The 22094-nt window shown below is 73.4% G+C and carries 18 protein-coding genes; 6 read left to right on the plus strand and 12 right to left on the minus strand.

The genetic code is table 11. The features are described 5' to 3' along the window. Positions 1-275: 275 nt before the first annotated feature. Positions 276-1643 (minus strand): M16 family metallopeptidase, encoded by a 1368-nt coding sequence (locus KSNIM_RS12940; protein ID WP_263107935.1) that lies wholly within the window; start codon positions 1641-1643, stop codon positions 276-278. Positions 1644-1651: 8 nt separating this feature from the next. Continuing rightward, positions 1652-2989, minus strand: a complete 1338-nt coding sequence (locus tag KSNIM_RS12945; RefSeq protein ID WP_263103382.1) for a M16 family metallopeptidase — start codon at positions 2987-2989, stop codon at positions 1652-1654. A gap of 320 nt (positions 2990-3309) precedes the next feature. On the opposite strand from KSNIM_RS12945, the gene KSNIM_RS12950 reads away from it, so the two are divergent. Together KSNIM_RS12950 and KSNIM_RS12955 are read left to right on the plus strand one after the other, a co-directional pair. After that, complete coding sequence (locus tag KSNIM_RS12950) at positions 3310-5760, plus strand: DNA topoisomerase (ATP-hydrolyzing) subunit A (RefSeq protein ID WP_263103383.1); 2451 nt, start codon at positions 3310-3312, stop codon at positions 5758-5760. A 130-nt stretch (positions 5761-5890) separates the two neighbouring features. Next, on the plus strand, positions 5891-6790 hold the full coding sequence (locus tag KSNIM_RS12955; RefSeq protein ID WP_263103384.1) for a sucrase ferredoxin: 900 nt from the start codon (positions 5891-5893) through the stop codon (positions 6788-6790). 57 nt (positions 6791-6847) lie between these two features. Here KSNIM_RS12955 and KSNIM_RS12960 read toward each other — a convergent pair whose 3' ends face one another. The 3 genes from KSNIM_RS12960 to KSNIM_RS12970 all read right to left on the minus strand — a co-directional run bounded on the left by KSNIM_RS12960 (position 6848) and on the right by KSNIM_RS12970 (position 9688). Then, a complete protein-coding gene (locus KSNIM_RS12960) occupies positions 6848-7906 on the minus strand; it encodes an ABC transporter substrate-binding protein (RefSeq protein WP_263103385.1) in 1059 nt (352 codons plus the stop codon). Positions 7907-8007: 101 nt separating this feature from the next. Then, positions 8008-8874, minus strand: coding sequence for an ABC transporter permease (locus tag KSNIM_RS12965; protein ID WP_411543700.1), 867 nt, complete (start codon positions 8872-8874; stop codon positions 8008-8010). Further along, entirely contained in the window at positions 8864-9688 is an 825-nt protein-coding gene (locus tag KSNIM_RS12970) for an ABC transporter ATP-binding protein (RefSeq protein WP_263103386.1), read from the minus strand. Before KSNIM_RS12970 ends, KSNIM_RS12965 begins: the two co-directional genes overlap by 11 nt. Before the next feature lie 237 nt (positions 9689-9925). Here KSNIM_RS12970 and KSNIM_RS12975 point away from each other — a divergent pair, with 237 nt between their 5' ends. The 3 genes from KSNIM_RS12975 (at position 9926) to KSNIM_RS12985 (ending at position 12800) form a co-directional block, all read left to right on the plus strand. Further along, positions 9926-11512, plus strand: coding sequence for a sensor histidine kinase (locus tag KSNIM_RS12975; RefSeq protein ID WP_263103387.1), 1587 nt, complete (start codon positions 9926-9928; stop codon positions 11510-11512). After that, complete coding sequence (locus KSNIM_RS12980) at positions 11509-12195, plus strand: response regulator (protein WP_263103388.1); 687 nt, start codon at positions 11509-11511, stop codon at positions 12193-12195. The genes KSNIM_RS12975 and KSNIM_RS12980 overlap by 4 nt, the downstream gene beginning before the upstream one ends. A gap of 215 nt (positions 12196-12410) precedes the next feature. After that, the gene (locus KSNIM_RS12985) at positions 12411-12800 is read left to right on the plus strand and encodes a hypothetical protein (protein ID WP_263103389.1); all 390 of its coding nucleotides are present in this window, start codon (positions 12411-12413) and stop codon (positions 12798-12800) included. 50 nt (positions 12801-12850) lie between these two features. Here the strand turns inward: KSNIM_RS12985 and KSNIM_RS12990 are convergent, their stop codons facing one another. The 6 genes from KSNIM_RS12990 to KSNIM_RS13015 form a co-directional block, all read right to left on the minus strand. Beyond that, positions 12851-14485 carry a cation acetate symporter gene (locus KSNIM_RS12990; RefSeq protein WP_263103390.1) on the minus strand — a complete coding sequence of 545 codons (1635 nt, stop codon included), beginning with the start codon at positions 14483-14485 and terminating at the stop codon, positions 12851-12853. Next, the gene (locus KSNIM_RS12995) at positions 14482-14970 is read right to left on the minus strand and encodes a DUF485 domain-containing protein (RefSeq protein WP_263103391.1); all 489 of its coding nucleotides are present in this window, start codon (positions 14968-14970) and stop codon (positions 14482-14484) included. Before KSNIM_RS12995 ends, KSNIM_RS12990 begins: the two co-directional genes overlap by 4 nt. Positions 14971-15122: 152 nt before the next feature. Continuing rightward, on the minus strand, positions 15123-15797 hold the full coding sequence (locus KSNIM_RS13000; protein ID WP_411543861.1) for a response regulator: 675 nt from the start codon (positions 15795-15797) through the stop codon (positions 15123-15125). Positions 15798-15862: 65 nt separating this feature from the next. Further along, positions 15863-17023 (minus strand): sensor histidine kinase, encoded by a 1161-nt coding sequence (locus tag KSNIM_RS13005; protein ID WP_411543701.1) that lies wholly within the window; start codon positions 17021-17023, stop codon positions 15863-15865. A 32-nt stretch (positions 17024-17055) separates the two neighbouring features. Continuing rightward, positions 17056-17541, minus strand: coding sequence for a CcdC protein domain-containing protein (locus KSNIM_RS13010; protein ID WP_263103394.1), 486 nt, complete (start codon positions 17539-17541; stop codon positions 17056-17058). A gap of 255 nt (positions 17542-17796) precedes the next feature. Continuing rightward, positions 17797-19905 carry a type IIA DNA topoisomerase subunit B gene (locus KSNIM_RS13015; RefSeq protein ID WP_263103395.1) on the minus strand — a complete coding sequence of 703 codons (2109 nt, stop codon included), beginning with the start codon at positions 19903-19905 and terminating at the stop codon, positions 17797-17799. A gap of 495 nt (positions 19906-20400) precedes the next feature. On the opposite strand from KSNIM_RS13015, the gene KSNIM_RS13020 reads away from it, so the two are divergent. Next, entirely contained in the window at positions 20401-20631 is a 231-nt protein-coding gene (locus tag KSNIM_RS13020; RefSeq protein WP_263103396.1) for a hypothetical protein, read from the plus strand. A 189-nt stretch (positions 20632-20820) separates the two neighbouring features. On the opposite strand, the gene KSNIM_RS13025 is transcribed toward KSNIM_RS13020, so the two are convergent. Beyond that, a complete protein-coding gene (locus tag KSNIM_RS13025; protein WP_263103397.1) occupies positions 20821-21735 on the minus strand; it encodes a S1 family peptidase in 915 nt (304 codons plus the stop codon). Positions 21736-22094: the final 359 nt, after the last annotated feature.

The following is a 22094-nucleotide window of genomic DNA, read 5'->3' on the forward strand; positions in this document are numbered from 1 at the left end:
TTCCAGCGTAGGGGGGTGCCGCGCGATGGGTCCCGGCGCGGCTCGGGGAAGTCCGTGGGGCCGCGCTCAGGCGGTGGTGCGGCCGGAGGACGGTCGTGGGGAGCATCGGTAGTCGCGCTCGACCCGCATGGTGACCGCCTCCTCTCGCGCTGTGTGCTTCGGCCGCGGTGTGCGGCTGCGGGAGTATCTACCCACGCCGGCTCGGTGCCGCGCAATGCAATAAAGGGCGCGGGCCCGGCGGAGCTGATGCTCCGCCGGGCCCGCGCCGCCGTACGTCAGTTGGCGACGACGGTGACCTCGCCGATGCCGAGGTCGCGGACGGCGTCGCCGATCACGGCGGCGTCGCCGACCAGCACGGTGACCAGGCGGTCCGGCGGGAAGGCGGCGACGACGGCCTCGGTGGCGGCCTCGGTGCCGAGTTCGGCGAGCTGCCGGTAGACCTCGGCCTGGTAGTCGTCGGGCAGGTACTGCTCGACCTGGTCGGCGAGGGTGGCGGCGACCGAGCCGGCCGTCTCGTACTTCAGCGGGGCGACGCCGACGAGGAACTGCACGGCCTCGTCGCGCTCGGCGTCGGTGAGGCCCTCCGCGGCGAGGGTGCGCAGGATCGTCCAGGTGTCGGCGAGGGCCGGCGCGGTGGAGGCGGTGTCGACGGAGCCGCTGATGGCGAGCAGCGCGCGGCCGGAGCCGTCGGCGGCGGAGCGCAGCGGCTGGGCGAAGGCGCGGACGCCGTAGGTGTAGCCCTTCTCCTCGCGCAGGACGCGGTCGAGCCGGGAGGTGAGGGTGCCGCCGAGGCAGTAGGTGCCGAGGATCTGGGCGGCCCAGGTGGGGTCGTGGCGGTCGGGGCCGATGCGGCCGATCAGGAGCTGGGTCTGGACGGAGCCGGGCCGGTCGACGATGATCACGCGGCCCTTGTCGTCGGCGGCGACGGGGGCGTGGACGGAGGGCTCGGCGGCGTCGGCCGTCCAGGTGCCGAGGGTGTTCTCGAGGAGGGCGGGGAGGTCGGTGCCGGTGAGGTCGCCGACGACGACGGCGGTGGTGGTGCCGGGCCGGACGTGGGCCCGGTAGAAGGCGTGGACCGCGGCCCGGTCGATGGTGCGCACGGTGTCGGCGGTGCCGCTGCGGGGGCGGGAGAGCCGGTCGGTGGCGTCGAAGAGGGCGGCGTAGAGGGCCTTGGCGGCGCGCCGGGCGGGGTTGGCGAGTTCGTGGGTGATCTCGTCGAGCCGGTTGGCGACCAGTCGTTCGATCTCGTCCTCGGGGAGGGCGGGGGCGCGGAGGGCGTCGGCGAGGAGGGTGAGGCCGCGTTCCAGGCGGGAGGCGGGGACTTCGAGGCTGACGCGGATGGCGGGGTGGTCGGCGTGGGCGTCGAGGGTGGCGCCGGCGCGTTCGAGTTCACCGGCGAATTCCTCGGCGGTGTGGTGCTCGGTGCCTTCGTTGAGGGCGCGGGCGAGGATGTTGGCGACGCCGTCGAGGCCGGTGGGCTCGGCGGCGAGGGGGGCGTCGACGACGAGGTCGACGGCGACGAGCTGCTGGCCGGGGCGGTGGCAGTGCAGGACGGTGATGCCGTTGCCGAGGGTGAGCCGCTGCGGTGCCGGGAAGGCCCAGGGGCTGGGGGTGCCGGCGGTGGGCTGCGGGTGGAAGGTCATCTGGCTGGTCACGCGGCCGTCTCCTGCTCGGTGGTGTCGTCGGCGTCGGGGCCGGTGGTGGTGGGCTCGTACGCGAGGACGGCCCGGTTCTCGGGGTGGAGGCGGGCGGCGGCGACGGCGCGGACTTCTTCGGCGGTGATGTCGAGGACCTTGGGGAGGGCCTCGTTGAGGAGGGCGGGGTCGCCGAAGAGGACGGCGTAGCGGCAGAGTTCGTCGGCGCGGCCGGCGACGGTGGTGAGCCGGTCGAGCCATTCACGCTCGATCTGGGCCTGGGCGCGCTCGAGTTCCTCGGGGGTGGGGCCTTCGGCGGCGAAGCGGGCGAGTTCCTCGTCGACGGCGGTCTCGACGGCGTCGAGGGTGGCGTCGCCGCTGGTCTTGACGTCGAGCCAGCCGAGGCTGGGGGCGCCGGCGAGGCGCAGGAGGCCGAATCCGGCGGTGACGGCGGTGCGGTCGCGGCGGACGAGCCGGTTGTAGAGGCGGCTGGACTCGCCGGAGCCGAGGATGGTGAGGGCGAGGTCGGCGGCGTCGGCCTCGCGGGTGCCGTCGTGGGGGAGGCGGTAGGCGGCCATCAGGGCGCGGCTGGGGACGTCCTCCTCGACGAGTTCGCGCAGTTCGCGGCCGATGGTGTCGGGGAGGGTGCCGTCGCGCGGGGGCTGCTTGCCGTTGTGGGCGGGGATGCTGCCGAAGTACTTCTCGACCCAGGCGATGGTCTGCTCGGGGTCGAGGTCGCCGACGATGGAGAGGACGGCGTTGTTGGGGGCGTAGTAGGTGCGGAAGAAGGCGCGGGCGTCCTCGAGGGTGGCGGCGTCGAGGTCGGCCATGGAGCCGATGGGGGTGTGGTGGTAGGGGTGGCCGTCGGGGAAGCTGAGGGCGGTGAGCTTCTCGAAGGCGGTGCCGTAGGGGACGTTGTCGTAGCGCTGGCGGCGCTCGTTCTTGACGACGTCCCGCTGGTTCTCCATGGAGGCGTCGTCGAGGGCGTCGAGCAGGGAGCCCATGCGGTCGGCCTCGAGCCAGAGGGCGAGTTCGAGCTGGTGGGCGGGCATGGTCTCGAAGTAGTTGGTGCGCTCGAAGCTGGTGGTGCCGTTGAGGGAGCCGCCGGCGCCCTGGACCAGTTCGAAGTGGCCGTTGTTGGAGACGTTGCGGCTGCCCTGGAACATCAGGTGCTCGAAGAGGTGGGCGAGGCCGGTGCGGCCCTTGACCTCGTGGCGGGAGCCGACGTCGTACCAGAGGCAGACGGCGGTGACCGGGGTGAGGTGGTCCTCGGAGAGCACCACGCGCAGGCCGTTGGCCAGGCGGTGTTCGGTGATGGCGAGGCCTCGGTGGGAGGCGGGGGCCGGCTGGGCCATGCGCTGTGGGTCCTTCCCTGGTGGTTGTGCAGGTCGGGGGCTGTGTGCGTGCCCCCATTGTGGTGCAACGCGCGGGGGCCCGGGATGTGTCCGCGCAGGGGCGGCGTTCGCCAGGGGCGGACGCGGCGGGGCGGGTACGCGGGCGGACGGAGTGCGGGCCGGGCGGGGGCGGTGCGGTCCGGGTCGGCGGGGGTGGGCGTGGCTGTGGGTGGGAGGGTCCACAATGGGGGGCGCCGTGCCCCCGTAGGGTTCGACGCGGCGGCCGCTGGTCGGCCGCCGTTCGACACACGCAAGCCCGACACGCAAGGAGCCCCGCCGCGATGGCCCGCCGCAGTTCGCCCACCCCGCCGCCCGGTGACTTCGAGGAGCGGATTCTCGATGTCGACGTGGTGGACGAGATGCAGGGCTCGTTCCTGGAGTACGCCTATTCGGTGATCTACTCGCGCGCGCTGCCCGATGCGCGGGACGGTCTGAAGCCCGTGCAACGGCGGGTCCTGTACCAGGCGAACGAGATGGGTCTGCGCCCGGAGCGCGGGCACGTGAAGTGCGCGCGTCTGGTGGGCGAGGTGATGGGTCGGCTGCACCCGCACGGCGATGCGTCGATCTACGACTCGGTGGTGCGTCTGGCGCAGCCGTTCTCGATGCGGCTGCCGCTGATCGACGGGCACGGGAACTTCGGTTCGCTGGGCAACGACGACCCGCCGGCCGCGATGCGGTACACGGAGTCGCGGCTGACGGCGGCGTCGATGGCGCTGGTGGAGTCGCTCCACGAGGACACCGTCGACTTCGGGCCGAACTACGACGGCAGTGAGCAGGAGCCTCTGGTCCTGCCGTCGGCCTTCCCCAACCTGCTGGTGAACGGTACTTCGGGCATCGCGGTCGGCATGGCGACGAACATGCCGCCGCACAACCTGTCCGAGGTCGTGGCGGCGGCCCGGCACCTGATCAAGCACCCGAGCGCGGACCTGGACACGCTGATGCGGTTCGTGCCGGGCCCGGACCTGCCGACGGGCGGCCGGATCGTGGGCCTGTCGGGGATCCGGGACGCGTACCAGAACGGCCGCGGGACGTTCAAGATCCGGGCGACGACGTCGATCGAGAGCGTGACGGCGCGCCGCAAGGGGATCGTGGTCACCGAGCTGCCGTACGGCGTCGGGCCGGAGAAGGTGATCGCGAAGATCAAGGACCTGGTCAACGCGAAGAAGCTGCAGGGCATCGCGGACGTCAAGGACCTGACGGACCGTGAGAACGGTCTGCGCCTGGTGATCGAGGTGAAGAACGGCTTCGTGCCGGAGGCGCTGCTGGAGCAGCTGTTCAAGTTGACGCCGATGGAGGAGACCTTCGGCATCAACAACGTGGCGCTGGTGGACGGGCAGCCGCTGACGCTGGGTCTGAAGGAGCTGCTGGAGGTCTACGTCGACCACCGCTTCGAGGTGGTGCGTCGGCGCAGTGACTTCCGGCGGCGCAAGCGCCAGGAGCGGCTGCACCTGGTCGAGGGCCTGCTGGTGGCGCTGGTCGACATCGACGAGGTGATCGCGATCATCCGGTCGAGCGACAACGCGGCGCAGGCGAAGGAGCGGCTGATCGAGCGCTTCTCGCTGTCGGAGGTGCAGACGGCGTACATCCTGGACACTCCCCTGCGGCGGCTGACCCGGTTCGACCGGGTGGAGCTGGAGGACGAGCAGCAGAAGCTGACGGCGGAGATCGCGGAGCTGACGGAGATCCTGGAGTCGGACTCCCGGCTGCGCAGCGTGGTGTCGTCCGAGCTGGGTGCGGTGGCGAAGCAGTTCGGTTCGCCGCGGCGGACGGTGCTGCTGGAGGCGGGCGCGCTGCCGAGTGCGGCGCTGTCCGTGCCGCTGGAGGTGGCGGACGATCCGTGCCGGGTGATGCTGTCGTCGACGGGTCTGCTGGCGCGGACGGCGGACGGCGAGTCGGTGGAGGTGTCGGAGCAGCGGGCGAAGCACGACGTGGTCGTGTCGGCGGTGGCTGCGACGGCGCGGGCCGACGTGGGTCTGGTGACGACGGCGGGCCGGGTGCTGCGGCTGCCGGTGATCGATCTGCCGCAGTTGCCGCCGGGCGGCGCGGTGTCGCTGGCCGGTGGGGCGGCGGTGTCGGAGTTCCTGCGGCTGGAGGCCGGGGAGCGGGCGCTGGCGTTGACGACGCTGGACGAGTCCTCGCCGGGTCTGGCGCTGGGCACGGCGCAGGGTGTGGTGAAGCGGGTGGTGCCGGAGTGGCCGGCGAACAAGGACGAGTTCGAGGTGATCGCCCTCAGGGAGGGTGACGAGGTCGTCGGTGCCGTGGAGTTGGCGACGGGTGAGGAGGATCTGGTCTTCATCGCCTCGGACGCGCAGTTGCTGCGGTACCCGGCGGGTCAGGTCCGGCCGCAGGGTCGCCCGGCCGGGGGTATGGCGGGCATCAAGCTGTCGGAGGGGGCCCGGGTGCTGTCGTTCACGGCGGTGGATCCGGGTGCGGACGCGGTGGTGCTGTCGGTGGCGGCGGCGTCGGGCACATTGTCGGGCGGTGAGCAGACGACGTGGAAGGTGACGCCGTTCGAGGTCTATCCGCGCAAGGGCCGGGCGACGGGCGGTGTCCGTTGCCAGCGGTTCCTGCGGGGTGAGGACGTGCTGGCGTTCGCGTGGGCGGGTGCGGCTCCGGCGTTGGCGGCTGCGGCGAACGGTTCGCCGGTGGTGCTGCCGGAGCGGGATCCGCGCCGGGACGGTTCGGGTTCGCCGGTGTCGGGGCAGGTCGCGGCGGTCGGCGCCCGGATGTAGGGCCGGTTTTCGTGGACGGGGGCGTTGCTTCGGCGGCGCCCCCGTCGGCGTTGTCGGCGGGCCGGTGGTGCGGGCGGGGCGGTGCTTCGCCGCCGTGGCCGCCGGGGGTGGCGAGGGTAGGCTTGCCTGGGTGAGCACCTGTGCGACGTTGTCGCTGGAACTGTCCGAGCCGCTGGCCGCGACCGCGGCGACGGCGTCGACCTGGCTGCTGGTCGAGCAGGCCGGGCCGTGGGGGGCGAAGGCGCTGGTGGAGAGCCATCTGGACACCGCGGTGGGGGCTGCGCTGGAGGCGGCCGCGGCGGGGTCGGGGGTGCGGGTGGCGCTGGTGCGTTCGCCGGGCCGTCATGCGGACGCCCGGCCGGACGCGCGGCACCAGGTGGTCGTGGCGCACACGGTGCCCGGCCGGTCGTGGGTGCGGCGATGGTCGGTGGCGGATCCGGCGGAGCTGCTGGGTCTGGACTTCGCGGCGCTGGGTGCGGGGGTGCACGGCGGTCTGGGGGTGGAGCACGACGGCGGCCCGATCGCGCTGGTCTGCACGAACGGCCGCCGGGACCGGTGCTGTGCGCTGCTGGGGCGGCCGTTGGCCGCGGAGTTGGCGGCGTCGGGCCTGGGCGAGGTGTGGGAGGTGACGCATCTGGGCGGTCACCGGTTCTCGCCGACCATGCTGGTGCTGCCGTTCGGGTACGCGTACGGGCGGCTGTCGGGGGCGGCGGCGAAGGAGGTGCTGGCGTCGACGGCGGCGGGGCACACGGTGCCGGAGTTCTCGCGGGGCCGGTCGTGCTGGGAGCGTCCGGGTCAGGCGGCGGAGCACGCGGTGCGCCTGGCGGTGGGCGAGACCTCGGCGGAGGCGCTGACGGTGCGCCAGGCCGCGGTGGACGGCGGCTGGTCGGTGGAGGTGCGGCACGTGGACGGCCGCGGCTGGCGGGTTCCGGTGTCGGAGGGGGTGTCGGAGCCGCCGCGTCCGGAGAGCTGCGGGAAGGCTGCGGGGCTGCCGTCGCGGATGGTGGCGGGGCCGGTGGAACGGCTGTGACGGCCCCTCGCCCGCTGTCCGGGAGGGCGGGGGGCCGTCACAGGTCGCGTGGCCGGGTCAGCCGGCGGCCTTGGTGACGAACTCGGTGGTGTAGGTCTTGCCGAGGTCGATGCTCGCCTCCTTGCCCTTGACGTCGGGGTGGAAGGCGCCGAGGACGGCGAGCACGGTCTTCGGGCCGTCGGCGGGCATGACGCCGTCGGTGGTGAACATCGGCAGGGTGGCCTTGATGGCGGCCGCGTACTGCTCGGCGCCGCCCTGCGCGTAGTCGGCGGGCATCTTCGCGGCGATCTCCTCGGGGGTGTGGGTGCTCATCCACTTGAGGGTCTTGACGAAGGCGTTGGCGAGCTTCTGCACGGTGTCCTTGTTGCTGTTCACCCAGGCGGTGTTCATGTACAGCGAGGACGAGGGGTAGAGGCCGCCGAGCGCGGCCTTGGACCCCTCGGGGGTGCGCATGTCGTACAGCACCGTGCCGATGTTCTTGGAGACGATGTTGGCGACGGTCGGGTCGGTGGTCATGCCGGCGTCGATGGAGCCCTGCTGCATGGCGGCGATGAAGGTCTGGCCGGCGCCGACGGCGATGGGGCTGAACTGGCTGGTGTCGACGCCGTTCTTGACGGCGAGGTACTTGGTGAGGAAGTCGGTGGAGGAGCCGATGCTGGTGACACCGAGCTTGCGGCCCTTGAAGTCGGCGCCGCTCTTGATGGCGGCGGCCTGCTTGGCGGAGACGACCTCGACCTCGCCGGGGGCCTGGGAGAACTGGACGACGGACTCGACGCTCTTGCCCTTGGCCTGCAGGTCGATGGTGTGGTCGTAGAAGCCGACGGCGCCCTGGACGTCCCCGGCGAGGAGGGCGGTGGTGGCGTTGACGCCGGCGGGCTCGCTCATCAGCTCGACGTTGACGCCGGCCTCGGCGAAGTAACCGAGCCGCTGGGTGAGCATGGCGGGCATGTAGATGACCTTGTCGAGGCCGCCGACCATGATCTTGACCTTGGGGCCCTCGACGGTGGGGCCGGCCGGGGCGGCGCCGTTGTGCGAGGTGGAGGCGGCGTCGTTGGCGCAGGCGGCCAGCGGCAGGAGGAGGGTGGCGGCGAGGGCGGCGGCGACGGTTCTGCGCATGGGTGGGGGCCTTCCTGGGTGCGCGGGGGTGCTGCGAGGGGGTGGGTCCTGCAGGGGGTTGTGCGGTGGGTGCTGCGGTGGTCTGCGGCTGGGGGTGCGGCTCAGCGGCCGTCGCCGGAGTCGGCGGGCTTCCAGCGGAAGAGCCGCTTCTCGGCGAAGGTCAGCAGGCCCTCGGTGAGCAGGGCGACGACGGCGAGGATGGTCATCGCGGCGTACACGCCGGCGGCGTTGAAGGTGCCCTGGGCGGCGGCGACCATCAGACCGAGGCCCTTGGTGGCGCCGATGTACTCGCCGACGATGGCGCCGATCAGGGCGAAGCCGAAGCTGACGTGCAGGCTGGTGAAGATCCAGGTGGTGGCGGCGGGGATGACCACCTGCAGAGTGACCCTGCGGTTGTCGGCGCCGAGGATGCGGGCGTTGGCGACCAGGTTGCGGTCGACCTCGCGGGCACCCTGGAAGGCGTTGAAGAACACCGGGAAGAACACCAGCACGACGGCGGAGGCGACCTTGGAGGCCGGCCCGAGACCGAACCAGATCAGGAAGATCGGCGCGAGGACGATCCGCGGGATCGCGTTGAGGACCTTGATGTAGGGCCCGAACACGTCGGCGAGGAAACGGATCCGGCCGAGGGCGATGCCGAGCAGGACACCGGTGACGACGCCGATCACCCAGCCGCTGAGCGCCTCGTACAGGGTGTAGCCGATCTGCTCGCCGAGCGAGCCCTGGGCGGTGCCGTGGGTGATCCACTGCCAGATCTGGGCCCAGATCTTCGACGGCTGGGAGAAGTTGAACGGGTCGATCACGCCGGTGCGGGCACAGACCTCCCACAGGCCGAGGAAGGCGACGAGGACGCCGGCCCGCGCGGCGAACACGCTGTTGCGGCGGTTGCGGGCGGCGCGCTCGCGAACCTCGGTGCGGGTGGCAGCGGGGGCGGCCACAGGGTCGGCGGGGACGGTCTCAAGCGGCACGACCCGCTCCTCTCTCACGGGTGATGCGGACTTCCTCGCCGAGGGAGGCCCAGATCTCGCGGTACAGCTCGACGAAGCGGGGCTCCAGGCGGACGGCCTCGACGGTGCGCGGCCGGGGCAGGTCGACGGTGAAGACCTCCTTGACGGTGGCCGGGCCGGCGGTCATCACGACGACCCGGTCGGCGAGGGCGATCGCCTCGTCGAGGTCGTGGGTGACGAAGACGACGGAGGAGCCGGTGCCGGCCCACAGTTCGAGCAGCTGGTCGGACATCAGGGCCCTGGTCTGCACGTCGAGCGCGGAGAACGGCTCGTCCATCAGCAGGATCTTCGGGTCGTTGACGAAGGTCTGGGCGAGTGCGACGCGCTTGCGCATGCCGCCGGACAGCTGGTGCGGGTAGCGGTCCTCGAAGGCGGCGAGGCCGACCCGGGCGAGCCAGTCGCGGGCCTTCTCGCGGGCCTCGTCGGCGCCGACGCCGCGGAACCGCGGGCCCGCGGTGACGTTGGAGAGCACGGTGCGCCACGGGAAGACGGCGTCCTGCTGGAAGACGAAGCCGACGTTCGGGTTGATCCCGTCGACGTGCTCGCCGTAGACCTTCACCTCGCCCTCGGTGGGCTCCTCCAGGCCGCTGACCAGGGTCAGCGTGGTGGACTTGCCGCAGCCGGTGGGGCCGACGACGGCGACGAACTCGCCGGGGGCGACGGTCAGGTCGAGGTCCCGGACGGCGGTGTGCAGGGTGCCGGAGGGCGTCCGGAAGCGTTTGGTCGCCCCGGTCAACTCGATCGCCGGGACGGCGCCGGCCTTGTGCGGGCTCACGTGAACCACCTACCTCCTCGGCCGGCGTCGTCGCCGGCTCGGTGCTGTGCTCCGGGACGCTACGAGCGGCACCGGCCGCGGCGGGAGGCTTGCGGGCGTAACGCGGCTTTGCCGCGTTGAGGGCTGTTCTGCTCCTTTTGCTTCCGCTACAACGACTGGGCGGGGCTGGCACGAAATACGGACGAAACGTAGGGTGACCGTCCACCCCGCCCCCGCTGAGCACGGAAGGAGCCCGCGATGAGGCGCCCGCACTGGCCGCGCAGGGTCTTCGCGCAGCTGCTGCTCAGCCAGACCGTGGTCACGGTCGGTGTCACCGCGGTGACCGCGGGCCTCTTCCTCGCGCCGGTCAGCCGGGAGCTCGACCGGAACGCGATGCAGCGGGCCCTGTCGATCGCCCAGGCCACCGCCGCCGACGACGCGCTCGCCCGGGCGGCGGCCGCCCGGGACTCGCGGACCGCGCAGCAGGGCGCCGAGCAGATCCGGCTGGCGACCGGCGCGAGCTTCGTGGTGATCACCGACACCGAGGGCATCCGGCTGTCGCACACCGACCCGTCCCGGATCGGGCTGCGGGTGTCCACCGACCCGGAACCGGCGCTGCGCGGCGAGTCGGTCACCGCGATCCAGGACGGCACGCTCGGCCGCACCGCCCGCGGCAAGGTGCCGCTGCGGCTCGCGGACGGGAGGATCGTCGGCGAGGTCTCCGTCGGGATCAGCGACGACTCGATCCGCCGCCGGCTGCTGTCGATGGCGCACGGCATCCTGCTGTGCGCGGGCGCGGGTCTGGCCGCGGGTCTCGCGGCGACGCTGCTGCTGGCCCGCGGGCTCAAGCGGCGCACCCACAACATCGCGGTCGCCGACATCGCCGCGCTGCTCGTCGAGCGGGAGGCGATGCTGCACGGCATCCGGGAGGGCATGCTGGCGCTCGACGGGGCGGGCCGGATCCGGCTGGCCAACGACGAGGCGCTGCGGCTGCTGGCGCTGCCGGAGGACTGCGCCGGCCGGACGGTGGACGCGCTGCTGCCGCCGGGCCGCCTGGCGGACGTCCTGACCGGGCGGATCACCGGCACCGACCTGCCGGCGGTGCGCGACGACCGGGTGCTGGTGGTGAACCGGATGGCCACCGCGGACGGCGGCGCCGTCACCACGCTCCGCGACCGCACCGAACTCGAATCGCTGGTCCGGGAGTTGGACAACACGCGGAGTCTCACCGAGGCACTGCGGGCGCAGGACCACGAGCACGCCAACCGGATGCACACGCTGCTCGGCCTGCTGGAGCTCGGCCGGCACGAGCAGGCTGCGGCGTTCATCTCCGAGCAGTCCGGCTCGCACTCCGCGCTGACCGCACGGATCTCCGAGCAGGTGCAGGACCCGCACGTCGGCGCGCTGCTGGCGGGCAAGGCGGCGGTCGCCGCCGAGCGGGGCGTGGAGCTGGCCGTCACCGCGGACAGCCACCTGCCGGACGCCGCCGTCGACGCGCGGGCGCTGGTGACGGTGGTCGGCAACCTGGTCGACAACGCGCTGGACGCGGTCGGCGCCGGCCCCGGTGCGGTGGACGTGCGGCTGCGGCCCGTCGGCGCGACCCTGCTGGTCGAGGTCGCGGACAGCGGCCCCGGCGTGCCCGAGGAGCTGCGCACGCTGGTCTTCGAGGAGGGCTGGACGAGCAAGGACGCCCCGGCGCACCGGCCGCGCGGCCTGGGCCTCGCGCTGGTCGGCCGGGTGGTGGAGCGGTCCGGCGGCCGGCTGGCGGTCGGCACCGGGCCGCGTGGCGGCGCCCGGTTCACGGTGGAGCTGCCCGAGGCCCTGCACCCGGTGGAGACGGCATGATCGACGTACTGGTGGTGGACGACGACTTCCGGGTCGCCGAGGTGCACGCGGCGTACGTCGCCAAGGTGCCCGGATTCCGGGTCACCGGGCGGGCGCACAGCGCGGCCGAGGCCCTCGCCAGCCTGGAGCGCTCCCCTGTGGACCTGGTGCTGCTCGACCACCACCTGCCGGACGAGACCGGTCTCGCCCTGGTGCGGCGGCTGCGCGAGGGCGGCATCGGCTGCGACGTGATGATGGTGACCGCCGCCCGGGACGTGACCACCGTGCACGCCGCGATGCAGCACGGCGCCCTGCAGTACCTGGTGAAGCCGTTCACCTTCGCCGGGCTGCGGGAGAAGCTCACCGGGTACGCCGAACTGCGCCACGCCCTGGCCGGCGCGGCCACCCGGGAGGCCGGCCAGGACGAGGTCGACAGGATGTTCGCGGCCCTGCGGAGCGCCGCCGCGCCGGCCGCGCTGCCCAAGGGGCACTCCGCGCCGACCACGGACCTGGTGCTCGGGGCGCTGCGCGCCGCTGGGCAGCCGCTGTCCGCCCAGGAGGTCGCGGACGCCACCGGCCTGTCGCGGTCGACGGCGCAGCGCTACCTGAAGCAGCTGGCCCGGGACGGGCGGCTGCGGTTGGGCCTGCGGTACGGCGACACGGGTCGGCCGGAGCACCGGTACGGGCTCCCCGCCGGGCGTTAGGGACCGTCGGACGAGCCCCGGGGCACGCCCCGCCCGCCCGTGGTCTGTCGCGGGGCCGGCCGGCCGCGGCGCGCGCGGTCTCCCACGCCGTTGGGGCGGCGGCCGTCTGACGTTCGGTCATTTGTCGGGCACTCACGGTGGCGATTCTGTCACGGACATGACATAGTCGCCACAGCAACCCCGACAAGGCTCTGATTCAAAGGAGAACGAGAGCCATGATTTCACGTATCGCAGGCCTGGCCGCAGCTGTGGCAACGATCAGCACCCTGACCTCGGGTACCGCGGCTGCTGCGCCCCAGCCCGCATGCCCCGCGTCGATCACCCGGCCGTGCGTCTGGCAGCAGCCGAGCACCGAGGGCGTGGTGGGCGCCGCCCGCCTCGACACCGCCGACCATACCCGGCCCACCATGCTCCGCGTCGAGGTGCGGATCCAGCGCGCCTGGGGCCGCCCCTGGGAGACGGTGGCCAGCTCCACGCTGGTCGCCAGCACCGGGACGCTCTCGCTGACCACTCCGGCCGTCCGCACCGACTACCGCACCATCGTCTGCGCCACCGGCGGCCCCGCCGACGCGCCCGAGCTGCACAGCACCAACTGCACGCTCTGAGGCACCGTCACCGGCGCCGCGGTCAGGCCTGGAGCGTCCGTGGGGGAGCTCTAGACCGCCCCGGCGCCGGTGAGCGAGCGGACCTCCATCTCGGCGAAGCGGGCCGGGTCGGCCGGTTCGCGGGAGGTCACCGTGCCGATCCAGCCCGCCAGGAAGCCCAGCGGGATCGACACCAGACCCGGGTTCTCCAGCGGGAAGAGGTGGAAGTCCACGCCCGGCAGCACGGAGGCGGCCGTACCGGACACCACCGGCGAGAACACCACCAGCAGCACCGCCGGCACCAGCCCGCCGTACACCGCCCACACCGCGCCACGGGTGGTGAAACGACTCCAGAACAGGCTGTACAACAGGGTCGGCAGGTTCGCCGAAGCGGCCACGGCGAAGGCCAGACCGACCAGGAAGGCCACGTTCAGCCGCTGTGCGAACAGGCTCAGCACGATCGCCAGCGCACCGATCGCCACCGCGGACAGCCGGGCCGCCAGCACCTCCTGGCGCTCCGTCACCTGCGTGCCGTCGCCGCGCCGCCACGCCCCGGCGTACAGGTCGTGGGCGAAGGCGGCGGACGAGGCGAGGGTCAGCCCGGCGACCACCGCGAGGATGGTGGCGAAGGCGATGGCGGAGATCAGCGCGAACAGCAGCACCCCTCGGGTGCTGCCCGGGCCGCCGCCGAGCTCGGCCGCGAGCAGCGGCACGGCGGTGTTCCCGGCCGGGTTGGCGCGCCGCACCGCCGCCGAGCCGACCAGGGCCGCGGCGCCGAGGCCGAGCACCACGGCCATCAGATAGAAGCCGCCGACCAGGCCAATCGCCCAGATCGTGGAGCGGCGGGCGGCCCGCGCCGTCGGCACGGTGTAGAAGCGGCAGACGATGTGCGGCAGCCCCGCGGTGCCGAGCACCAGGGCGAGGCCCAGGCTGACGAAGTCGAGCCGGCTGGTGAGGCTCGCCCCGTAGCGCAGTCCGGGCTCCAGGTACGCGTCACCGGCGCCGCTGCGCTCGGCCGCCGTCCGCATCAGCCCGGCGAGGTCGCCGTGGAAGCGGACCAGCACCAGGACGGTCAGCAGCACCGAACCCGCGACCAGCAGCACCGCTTTGACGATCTGGATCCAGGTGGTCGCCCGCATCCCGCCGACCGTCACGTAGACGATCATCAGGGCGCCGACGCCGACGATCGTCCAGGTCTTCGCCGGACCGTCCCCGGTGCCGAGCAGCAGCGCGACCAGGCTGCCCGCGCCGACCATCTGCGCCACCAGGTAGAGCAGCGAGACCACGAGCCCTGCGGTGCCCGCGGCGGCCCGGACCGGCCGGGCGCGCATCCGCACCGCGAGCACGTCGGCCAGGGTGTAGCGGCCGGCGTTGCGGACGAGTTCGGCGACCAGCATCAGCACCAGCAGCCAGGCCACCAGGAAGCCGATGCTGTAGAGCACGCCGTCGTACCCGTACAGCGCGATCAGCCCGGTCACGCCGAGGAAGGACGCGGCGGACAGGTAGTCGCCGGAGAGGGCGAGGCCGTTCTGCAGCGGGCTGAAGCCGCGGCCCCCGGCATAGAAGTCCTCGGCGGCCCGGCCGCGGCGGCCGGCCCACAGCGTGATGCCCAGGGTGACCAGGACGACGACGGCGAACAGCGCGACGGCGAGTCCGTGGCGGCCGGACGACCAGGCGCCCGCGGCGAGGGCGGCGCGGGCGCTCACCGGAGCCGGTCCTGGGTGTCCCAGCGCAGCTCCAGCGCGGCCCGGTCCCGCTTGGTGCGGGCGTTGCGGGCGTACCGCCAGGTGAGCAGGAAAGTCGAGGCGAACTGGCCGAGGGCGAGCAGCCAGGCGACGTTCAGCGGCCCGGCCAGCTGACGTCGCATCAGCTCCGGCGCGGCAGCCTGGGCGACCAGGTAGAACAGGTACCAGGTGAGGAACAGCGCCGTCGCCGGCAGGGCGAAACCCCGGTGGTCGCGGCGGATCCGGGCGAAGGCCTCGCTGGACTGCACCGCCCGGTACACCTCGGCGGCGTCCACCGCTCCGGGGGCGGGGACCGCCGGTGCGGGTGCGTCGCCGGCGCCCGCGGCGGCCGCGGCGGACGAGGCGGACGGGGACGGGGTGGCCTGCGCCGGCACCCCGGCCCACAGGGCGGCGGGCCGGCCCGGCAGACGGCCGTCCCACCAGTCGAAGCTCTGCTGCTGCGCCACGAACGCTCCTGGACGGGGACGCACGCACGGCGTCCGGCTCGGCGCCGGAACGGAAGCCTCCGGCCGCTGACCCGACCAGAATGGGACCGGCATCCGCGGCTGCGCCAATCGACGCAGGAACGTTCACCCAAACTGATGAGCGGGGTCCGCGCTCACGAACTCCGGGAAATTCCATGCCGATAGGCGTACGCCACGGCCTGCGCGCGGTCCCGTACCGCGGTCTTCGCGAAGAGGTTGTTGATGTGCGTCTTCACCGTGGACGGGCTGACGAACAGTTCGGCCGCGATCTCCGCGTTGGAGAGCCCCTCCGCGATCAGCGCCAGTACCTCGGCCTCCCGCGCGGTGAGCCCGTCCGGCAGTCCTGCCGACAGTCCGGCCGGCAGTCCGTCCGACAGCCCAGCCCGTGCGGGAGGCCGCTCCGGCCCCGGCGGCTGCGGGTCCGTGCGCTGCGGGTCGGCGGGCTGCCCGGAGAGGCTCTCCAGCAGCCGCCGCTGCACCTGCGGCGACAGCCCGGCCGCACCGGAACGGACGTCCGCGATCGCCCGGGCGATCTCCTCCGCCCCGGCGTCCTTGGTCAGGTAGCCGCGGGCGCCGGCCCGCAGCGCCGGGAAGAGCGAGTCGTCGTCGGCGTACGTGGTGAGCACCACCACCTCGGTGCCGGGGTGCCCGGCCCGGATCCGCCGGGTCGCCTCGACACCGTCGCAGCGCGGCATCCGGAGGTCCATCAGCACGACGTCCGGCGCGAGTTCGGCGACCAGGCGCACCGCCTCGTCGCCGTCGGCGGCCGCGCCGACCACCTCGATCCCCGGCAGCAGACCGAGCAGCATCACGATGCCCTCGCGCACCACGGTCTGGTCGTCCGCGACGACCACCCTGGTGAGCGGCCCCGCGCTCACGCCGGCACCCTCAGCAGCACCCGCCAACCTCCGTCCTCGGGACCGGCGGACAGCTCACCGCCGAGCAGTTCGGCGCGCTCCCGCATCCCCAGCAGACCGTACCCGGAGCCACTGTCGGCGAGACCCTCCGGGGCGCCGCCGCGCGTCGTGCGGGTGTTGCGCACCTCCAGGTCGACGGCGTCCGGCAGGTAGACGAGCCGTACCGCGACCCGGCCGCCCGGCGCGTGCTTGCGGGCGTTGGTGACCGCCTCCTGCGCCACCCGGCGCACCGCCAGACCGGCCTCGGCGGGCAGCGGCCGCGGCGTGCCCTCGATCGCCAGCGAGGCCTGCTCACGGCCCGTCAGCTCGACCAGGAAGTCGCCGACCGGGGTGAGTTCGCCGCGCAGCGCGGACAGCGCCTGCCGGGTCTCCGCCAGCCCCTCCTGCGCCATCCTGCGGGCCGCCACGACCCGCTCGCGGACCTGCGCGCGGTCCGCGTCGCGGTCCAGCATCAGCCGGGCCGCCTCCAGGTGGACGAGTTGCGCGGAGAGGCTGTGCGCCAGGACGTCGTGGATCTCCCGGGCGATCCGGGCCCGTTCGGCGAGGGCGGCGCTCTCCGCCTCGGCCGCCCGGGCCGCCCGCTCCTGTTCGAGCAGCCGCCGCTGGGTGCCGCGCGCCTCGGCGTCCAGCCGCAGCAGGTAGCCCAGCAGGCCGAGGCCGCCGGCCGTGGTCAGCCCCGCGACCAGCGCCTCGCCGCTCATCAGCGCGTACGAGACGAGGGCGGTGCCGGCGACCGCGGACCCGGCGGCCAGCGGCAGGCGGACGAGCGCAAGGATGCCGAGACCGGCCCAGAGCACCCCGGCGAGGGTGTCCGCGCCGCCGTCCTTCGCCAGTGCGGCCACCACCAGCAGGCCGGCCGCGCAGGCCAGCGCGGGCCACAGCCGGCGGGCCCGGGAGGCGAGCCGGAACCCGGCCAGCAGCGCGGCCGACTCCGCCAGCCAGCCGCCCGCGACGACGGCCGCCCACCCGGTAAAGCCGCCCGCGGAGAACGTGCCCCACACCACCACGACCAGCAGGACCACCCGGCCGCCGACGGTGATCACCCGTCGCGGCCAGGTCGACGACTCCCTATGCGGGACGCTCCCGGTGGGCCATCCGGTCCAGAACTCCAGCGTCACCTACGGCTCCTCACGGACGGTCAGCCGGACGGTCAGAGGGCGGCGGCCCGCTCGAAGGTCTGCGCCACCCGCAGCTTCAGCACCGCACCGCGGACCAGCAGCAGCACACCCAGCGACAGCAGCAGCACGTCGGTGCTCTGGTGCACGTGGAGTGCGCCGCCGAGGGCGAACCAGCCGATCCTCAGCACGATCATGCCCGCCCAGGCGGCCACCGTGGCGCGGGTGCCCTTCGCCCAGACCGTGCCGTCGGCCTCCTGCCACAGCCGCACCGTCCACCCCCAGACGCAGCCCATGGCGAGCACCGTCACCAGCGAACCGGCCAGCACGGCCACCGCCGCCGCCTCGTGGGCGCGGTCGATCAGCGCCGGGTTGCGCAGCGCGACCACGGCCAGCACCAGCGGCACCAGCCAGAAGCGGCCCCCGGTGTCGATCCGGCGCGCCTTCATCTGGCGGGTGACCACCAGGACGACCACCGCAAGGGCGATCAGCACGTTGGCGAGGGCGGCGAGGGACGGCATGGCGGGCTCCCGTGGAGAGGCTGGCTGACCCCTCCGACGCTACGGACCGGGAGCTCCGCGCACCTCGGAGCGCGGGTCGAGATCCACGACGGCAACGCGCCGGGGGTTCTCCACCCTCGGGTGGAGAACCCCCGGCGCGACGGACGGGCGCGGCGCGACGGACGGGCCCGGGGCCGGCGGACGGGCCCGGGGCCGGCGGGCGGCACAGGCAGGCGCCTGCGGCCGGATCCGCCGGACCGGGCGTCCTGCGGCCGTTCAGGCGTCGATGCGCGAGCGGTCCAGGGTCGCCGCGGAGTCCACGATGAACTCCTTGCGCGGGGCCACGTCGTTGCCCATCAGCAGGTCGAAGGTCTTCTCCGCCGCGTCCAGGTCACCGAGGTTGATCCGGCGCAGGATGCGGTGGCGCGGGTCCATGGTGGTCTCCGCCAGCTGGTCCGCGTCCATCTCGCCGAGGCCCTTGTACCGCTGCACCGGGTCCTTCCAGCGCAGCCCCTTGGACTGGAACTCCAGCAGGGTGCGGCGCAGTTCGGCGTCCGAGTAGGTGTAGTGGTACTTGCCCTGGCCGCGCTTGGGGTTGGTCAGCTCGATCCGGTGCAGCGGCGGCACCGCGGCGAACACCCGGCCCTGCTCGACCATCGGCCGCATGTACCGCTGGAAGAGCGTCAGCAGCAGGCAGCGGATGTGCGAGCCGTCGACATCGGCGTCGGCCATGAAGATGACCCGGCCGTAGCGGGCCTGGTCGATGTCGAAGGTGCGGCCGGAGCCCGCTCCTATGACCTGGATGATCGAGGCGCACTCGGCGTTCTTGAGCATGTCGGCCACCGAGGCCTTCTGCACGTTCAGGATCTTGCCGCGGATCGGCAGCAGCGCCTGGAACTCGGAGTTGCGCGCCAGCTTGGCGGTGCCCAGCGCCGAGTCGCCCTCGACGATGAACAGCTCACTGCGGTCGACGTCGTCGCTGCGGCAGTCGGCGAGCTTGGCCGGCAGCGAGGACGTCTCCAGCGCGGTCTTCCGGCGCTGCGCCTCCTTGTGCTGGCGGGCGGCGACCCGGGTGCGCGCGGCGGCGACGACTTTCTCCAGGACGGCGCGGGCCTGGACCTTCTCGTCCTTCTTGGCCGAGGTGAGGAAGGCCTTCAGCTCCTTGGCGACCACGGCGGCGACGATCCGGTTGGCCGCCGAGGTGCCGAGCACCTCCTTGGTCTGGCCCTCGAACTGCGGCTCGGCGAGCCGGACGGTGACCACCGCGGTGAGGCCCTCCAGGGCGTCGTCCTTGGAGATGTCGTCCTCGGCGACGCGCAGCAGCTTGGCGCTGCGCAGCACCTCGTTGACGGTCTTGGCGAGGGAGCGCTCGAAACCGGTGACGTGGGTGCCGCCCTTGGGGGTGGCGATGATGTTGACGAAGGAGCGCATGGTGGTGTCGTAGCCGGCGCCCCAGCGCAGCGCGATGTCCACGCCGAGGTGGCGGGTGACCTCGGTCGGGGTCATGTGGCCGAGGTCGTCGAGGACGGGCACCGTCTCCTTGAAGTTGCCCTCGCCGTGCAGCCGCAGCACGTCGCAGATCGGCTTGTCGGGGGCGAGGAACTCGCAGAACTCGGCGATGCCTCCGTCGAAGCGGAAGGTCGCCTCGTCGACCGTCTCGCTCTCCGTCAGCCGCTCGTCACGGACGATGATGGTGAGGCCGGGGACGAGGAAGGCGGTCTGCCGGGCGCGGGCGTGCAGGCTCTCCAGGGAGAGCCGGGCGTCCTTGAGGAAGATCTGCCGGTCGGCCCAGTAGCGGATGCGGGTGCCGGTGCGGCCGCGCGGGGCCTTGCCCTTCTTGGTGAGGCCGGAGGCGGCGTCGAACGGCGCGTCCGGGGAGAGCTCGGTGAAGTGGCCGGGGGTGCCGCGGCGGAAGCTGATCGCGTGGGTGTGACCGCCGCGGTCGACCTCCACGTCCAGGCGGGCGGAGAGGGCGTTGACGACCGAGGCGCCGACACCGTGCAGACCGCCGGAGGCGGCGTAGGAGCCGCCGCCGAACTTGCCGCCGGCGTGCAGCTTGGTCATCACGACCTCGACGCCGGACAGGCCGGTCTTCGGCTCGACGTCGACCGGGATGCCGCGGCCGTTGTCACGGACCTCGACCGAGCCGTCCTCGTGCAGCAGGACCTCGATCCGGTCGCAGAAGCCGCCGAGGGCCTCGTCGACCGAGTTGTCGATGATCTCCCACAGGCAGTGCATCAGGCCGCGGCTGTCGGTGGACCCGATGTACATGCCCGGCCGCTTGCGGACGGCCTCCAGGCCCTCGAGGACGAGCAGGTGCCGAGCGGTGTAGTTGGACCCGTCGTCTTTGGCCAGCAGGGCGGACGGCACTGATTCGGCACTCATGCGGCGTTGCACTCCTCAATGAAGTTCTCTGACTCGTCTGCGCGGACGGCCCCTTGCCCCCGACGCGCTCTCACAGGGCGAGACGGCGGAGTGTGGCGCCCGTCGCAGCCTGTACGCGCTGCGCGAACACGACCTTGGCCGGGCACCGGCGCCCCGGGACGCCATCTCCTCCTGCCACCACGGTTCCTGGCGGACCGTGGCACCGGGCGCAGGCGGCGGAGCTGCTGCGATGCAGGCTACCGGTGCTCGGGACGGGGCTTATGCTCCAACCCAGCAGAGGATTATGCTACGCGGACCTCGGACATCGCCTCGATCGGGCGTTCGAGGAGGGGTGGCCGCCACGGGAATCGGCACGCATGAACCGCCGGGCCCCGGGGCACGTCCTCATCAACACAGCAGAATCCTCAGAGAAGAAAAGCCACGAGCGGGAACGAAATCGACCTGGTTGGATGTTCACCCTGGTACGACAGCTCGTCGAGCTAGAGAAGAGGCGACGTGACTACTGTTCTGACCCCTGCGAGCCCGCTCACCGCGGCTGACCGCTGCGACCGTTGCGGCGCCCAGGCCTACCTGCGCGTTGTCCTCGCCAGCGGCGGAGAACTGCTCTTCTGTGCCCACCACGGCCGGAAGTTCGAGCCCGAGCTCAAGAAGATCTCTGTGGAGATACAGGACGAGACGGGTCGTCTGGGCACGACGCCCGCAACGGCCTCCGACGACGAGCGCTGACCGCAGCGCCCCGTCGGCGAGCCGGGTCCACCCGGGCACGGGGCCGGGCGGCAGGTCGAACGACCTGCCGCCCGGCCCTTTTGCGTGCCCGGCGTCGCCTTCCGTGAGGGCGCGCCTACGGAACGGCAGATTCCGCGCACGGACTGCCACCGCCCGCGGGCGGACTGACACCACGTCGGACGGTGACCGTCAGAGTGCGGAGCGCACATCGTCCGCCACCGCGGCGAGCCGGGTGTAGACCCCCGGGTGCGTCGCCTCGGCGCAGCCCGTTCCCCAGGACACCAGCCCGGCCAGCCGGCCCGCCACCACCAACGGCCCGCCGCTGTCGCCCTGGCACGCGTCCCGACCGCCCTGCTCGGTACCGGCGCACACCATGACCCGGGCGTCGTACGGGCTGTCCCCGCCCGCCGGGTAGGCGCGCGAACACACGTCGTCGGAGACGACCGGCACGGCGACCGACCGCAGCGTCGGCGAGTAGCTGCCGTTCCCGCGAGTGTCGCCCCAGCCGTAGACCCGCGCCTCGGTGCCCGCGGCGTAGGGCTCGGTCTCGCCCTGGCCGACCATGCCGATCACCGGCCGGCCGGCCTGCGGCTCGGCGAGGGTGAGTACCGCCACGTCCCGCAGGTTGTGGGTGAAGTCGTACCCGGGGTCGATCCACACGCTCCGCACGGTGACCTCCCGGCCGTCCCGGGTGCGCAGGTCGTCACGGCCGATCACGGCCTGCAACCCCGGCCGGTCCTCACGGTGGCCCGTGCGCTCGTCGTAGAAGCAGTGCGCGGCGGTGACCACCTTGGTGGCCGAGACGAGGACGCCGCCGCAGAACTGCCCGGACCGGCCGCTGCCGAACTGCTGCCGGCTGGCGACGGCGACCATCCACGGGTGGTCGGCGGTGGAGGAGGCTGCGCCACCGACGATCCTGCGCTGCGCCTCGGCGGGGCCGGCCGCGCCGAGCACCGCCAGCGAGGCTGGCAGGGAGGCCAGCAGCGCCACGGCCACCGCGCGGCGGGTGCGGCGGCCGCCGACACGGGCCGCGGCCGCCCGTCCGGGGTCGCTGGCGAGGTCACGGGGGCGGGGCCGGATGGCGGGGACGTCCAGGGAGGGCACCGGATCTCCAAGCTGGCTCGACGACGGACAACCGGCACAGCGTAGTCGAGCCGTCACCCAACGTGTCGTCACCGTGCCTGCAGCCACCCGTACGAGGGACGGCCTCGGTGCGGCCGGGGGTGCAGCCGGGATGGGCCGGCAGGTGCGGCCGGGGGTGCAGCCGGGATGGGCCGGCAGGCGCGGCCGGGGGTGCAGCCGGGACGGGCCGGCAGGTGCGGCCGGGGGTGCAGCCGGGACGGGCCGGCAGGTGCGGCCGGGGGTGCGGCCTGCGCGGGGCGGCGGGTGGAGAGCGTCCGGGTATGCGGAAGGGGCCCGGAGCGTGGTGCTCCGGGCCCCTTCGGGCGGGCTGCGGCCGGGCC

The sequence above is a fragment of the Kitasatospora sp. DSM 101779 genome (assembly GCF_025655475.1).
In the GTDB taxonomy this organism is placed as follows: Bacteria; Actinomycetota; Actinomycetes; order Streptomycetales; family Streptomycetaceae; genus Kitasatospora.